The sequence below is a fragment of the Stenotrophomonas sp. STEN020 genome (assembly GCF_056760195.1).
Genome location: NZ_JBRREI010000114.1, coordinates 1 through 2,827, shown reverse-complemented (window position 1 = coordinate 2,827; position 2,827 = coordinate 1). Strand labels below are relative to the sequence as shown.

General features: G+C 56.7%; 3 protein-coding genes. All 3 read right to left on the bottom strand.

All coding sequences use genetic code 11. The annotated features are described in order from the left end of the window. Positions 1 to 1,130 precede the first annotated feature (1,130 nt). Genes ACVOLZ_RS22235 through ACVOLZ_RS22225 form a run of 3 tightly spaced genes read right to left on the bottom strand, consistent with a single transcriptional unit; the run spans position 1,131 to position 2,342 of the window. Positions 1,131 to 1,397 carry a hypothetical protein gene (locus ACVOLZ_RS22235; protein WP_481518031.1) on the bottom strand — a complete coding sequence of 89 codons (267 nt, stop codon included), beginning with the start codon at positions 1,395 to 1,397 and terminating at the stop codon, positions 1,131 to 1,133. A gap of 57 nt (positions 1,398 to 1,454) precedes the next feature. Further along, complete coding sequence (locus ACVOLZ_RS22230; RefSeq protein WP_481518030.1) at positions 1,455 to 1,970, bottom strand: hypothetical protein; 516 nt, start codon at positions 1,968 to 1,970, stop codon at positions 1,455 to 1,457. A gap of 60 nt (positions 1,971 to 2,030) precedes the next feature. Next, the gene (locus tag ACVOLZ_RS22225; RefSeq protein WP_481518029.1) at positions 2,031 to 2,342 is read right to left on the bottom strand and encodes a hypothetical protein; all 312 of its coding nucleotides are present in this window, start codon (positions 2,340 to 2,342) and stop codon (positions 2,031 to 2,033) included. Positions 2,343 to 2,827: the final 485 nt, after the last annotated feature.

Here is a 2,827-nt window from a genome sequence, read left to right as displayed (position 1 = left end):
CAGAGAAGCGAACTATGCAAAGCCGCTGCCGATTGAACTGAATCTCAGCGGCGGGAGTGCTTTCGGGGCCTTCTGTGATGAAGATGATCTCGAATGACATATTCAGAGGCCTAACTCTGGAATTAAGCCGACCCGCGAAGCGGGTTCGGCTTGAATGAACTGTTAGGCGGCTGTGGCGACTGGTGGAACCCCTGCCCAAAGCTGCCCTGCTTGTGCAACCCAACGCGAGCCGATCATGCCACAGCTTGCGGGACGGAGCTTGCCCAGGAAACCCTGCCGAGCGTTGCCACCGAAGTGCGATGAAATGATTGCGGCAGGGCAATGAAGCGTAAGGCGAAGTGGCGAACTTGCCGATGCCAGGAGCAGTTGGAGCTGTTACCCGGAGCCGACCAGTGACTTGCCGATGTTGCGGCCGGAAGAAGAAGGGCCAGCCAACCAACACGCCGCCGCCTAACTCTGGAATTAAGCCGCGCCGCGAAGCGGCGTCGGCTTGAATGAACTGTTAGGCGGCGGTGACCCTTACCGCTCCCCGGGGCCAATGCTGCCTTGCTTGTACAACCCAACGTGAGCCGATCATGCCACAGCTTGCGGGATGGAGCTTGCCCGGGAAACCTCGACGAGCGTTGCTGCCGAAGTGCGGCGAAATGATTGTGGCAGGGCAGCGATGCGTAAGGCGAAGTGGCTGGCTTACCGCTGCCAGGCACAGTTGGAACTGTTACCCGGAGCCGACCAGTGACTTGCCGGTGTTGCTGCCGAAAGAAGAAGGGCTAGCCAACCAACACACCGCCGCCTAACTCCGGAATTAAGCCGACTCGCGCAGCGAGTTCGGCTTGAATGAACTGTTAGGCGCCACTAGTGCCGCCGAAGTAGTTGTAGCACCCAATGGCAACGATGGCGACTACCAGTGCAATCAATCCAACACCCTCGATGTCCAGGTCTGCCTTGACGATCTTGCGACGCAAGCTTGGGACCAACAGGCAGGGTGAAATGACCACCAAGCCAGCACAAAGGCTGGCGAGGCCCAGCCAAAAGTTGAACTGCCAAGTATCAAGAATTTGGCTAAGCATGCGTATAGCGCCTAACTCCGGAATTAAGCCGACCCGCGCAGCGGGTTCGGCTTGAATGAACTGTTAGGTGCTTAGCCCATTGCTAGCGAGCAGACGCGCCAGCACGTAATGACCGAAGTTTGCCAACTCTTCCTCGGATAGTGCAGCCAAGTCCTCAAGGGTGCCGGGTGAATAGTCCTTGAAGGTGACCAGGCTTTGATATGCCCAAACACCCGGTTCTTGGCCCTTGCGAGCGTCATCGAGCACCACCCTCAATGAGCCATCCGGGAGCACCGCCAAGCTGCATAAAACAGCCTTGCTCTTTGTTGGGAACGTCTGGGAACTCTCCATAGCACCTAACTCTGGAATTAAGCCGACTCGCGAAGCGAGTTCGGCTTGAATGAACTGTTAGGGGGCTGGCCCGACAAGTCTGGCCAGTTCCACATCTGTGTAGAACTTTAGCCGCTTTACCCGCTGGCCGTTGAGAAGATCCAGCGACGGACCGTACTCGTACCCCGGTGCCTCGGCCGACCCGGCCAACCCATGTACTCGTGAGATGTCGTAGCCCTGACAAAAGTAGATCTCAGTGCCTCCATCTGAGGGGGCAAATGGCGCTGGATCGCACTGGGGACGCCCGCCGGCAAGGATTGCCTGGTAGCTCTTCCATGCAGAAGCAACAATCGACGCATGCTCCGGCTTGAGCCTAGATGTGTCGATGCCGAAGTTGGATTGTGTGTCCGAAATGACCTTCACAGATGATGGAAGACGCGCTTTCGACGGATTCATAGGCAGCCCGGTTTCGGGGTTGTCCTCGTAGCCAGATGCGAAGGATTCTTGTGCAGCTTCGACAGGCGGTTGCTCGGCCACGCAGGCCGTTACCGCAATTGTTGCAAGGCTAATCCCCAAGGCCAAAATGAACTTCATGCAGCCCCCTAACTCTGGAATTAAGCCGACTCGCGAAGCGAGTTCGGCTTGAATGAACTGTTAGGCCGTAGCAAGGTGCAAGAGTGCATGACTTAGCTCCCACTGCTCACAAGCTCGGATGGAGATTGCTCCGTCAGGACGAAGCTCGGAGATATTGAATCCATCTTCAACATCCTCATAGTACAGGGCGATTTTGCCAGATTTTGCCACCACAAATGCGGTCTCAGCAATTCCCAGGCGATCAATCTTGGTGCGATAGGGAACAACTTTGAAATGCTCGAAAAGTTGCTGGATATCAGGCGAGCAGTCAGAGAGTTGCCTGGCAACCAGTGCCTCTAGCTCCTCCGCGGAAATAGGTTGCCAAGTGTCCATGCGGCCTAACTCTGGAATTAAGCCGACCCGCGAAGCGGGTTCGGCTTGAATGAACTGTTAGGCGGCTTTGGCCATTGACTGAGCCCAGGACCAATGCTGCCTTGCTTGCACAACCCAATACGAGCCGATCATGCCACAGCTTGCGGGATGGAGCTTGCCCGGGAAACCTTGCCGAGCGTTGCCGCCGAAGTGCGATTAAATGATTGCGGTAGAGTAGTGAAGCGTAAGGCGAAGTGGCGGACTTGCCGCTGCCAGGAACAGTTGAAACTGTTACCCGGAGCCGACCGGTGACTTGCCGATCTTGCTGCCGAAAGAAGAAGGGCCAGCCAACCCAGAACACTGCCGCCTAACTCTGGAATTAAGCCGCGCCGCGAAGCGGCGTCGGCTTGAATGAACTGTTAGGCGGCTGTGGCGACTGACGGAACCCCTGCCAAACGCTGCCCTGCTTGTGCAACCTAATGCGAACCGATAATGCCACAGCTTGC

What these genes read in the sequence shown, in the direction of transcription:
- ACVOLZ_RS22235 (WP_481518031.1), bottom strand. Translation starts at nt 1,397, where the DNA reads ATGGAGAGTTCCCAGACGTTCCCAACAAAGAGCAAGGCTGTTTTATGC.
- ACVOLZ_RS22225 (WP_481518029.1), bottom strand. Translation starts at nt 2,342, where the DNA reads ATGGACACTTGGCAACCTATTTCCGCGGAGGAGCTAGAGGCACTGGTT.
- ACVOLZ_RS22230 (WP_481518030.1), bottom strand. Translation starts at nt 1,970, where the DNA reads ATGAAGTTCATTTTGGCCTTGGGGATTAGCCTTGCAACAATTGCGGTA.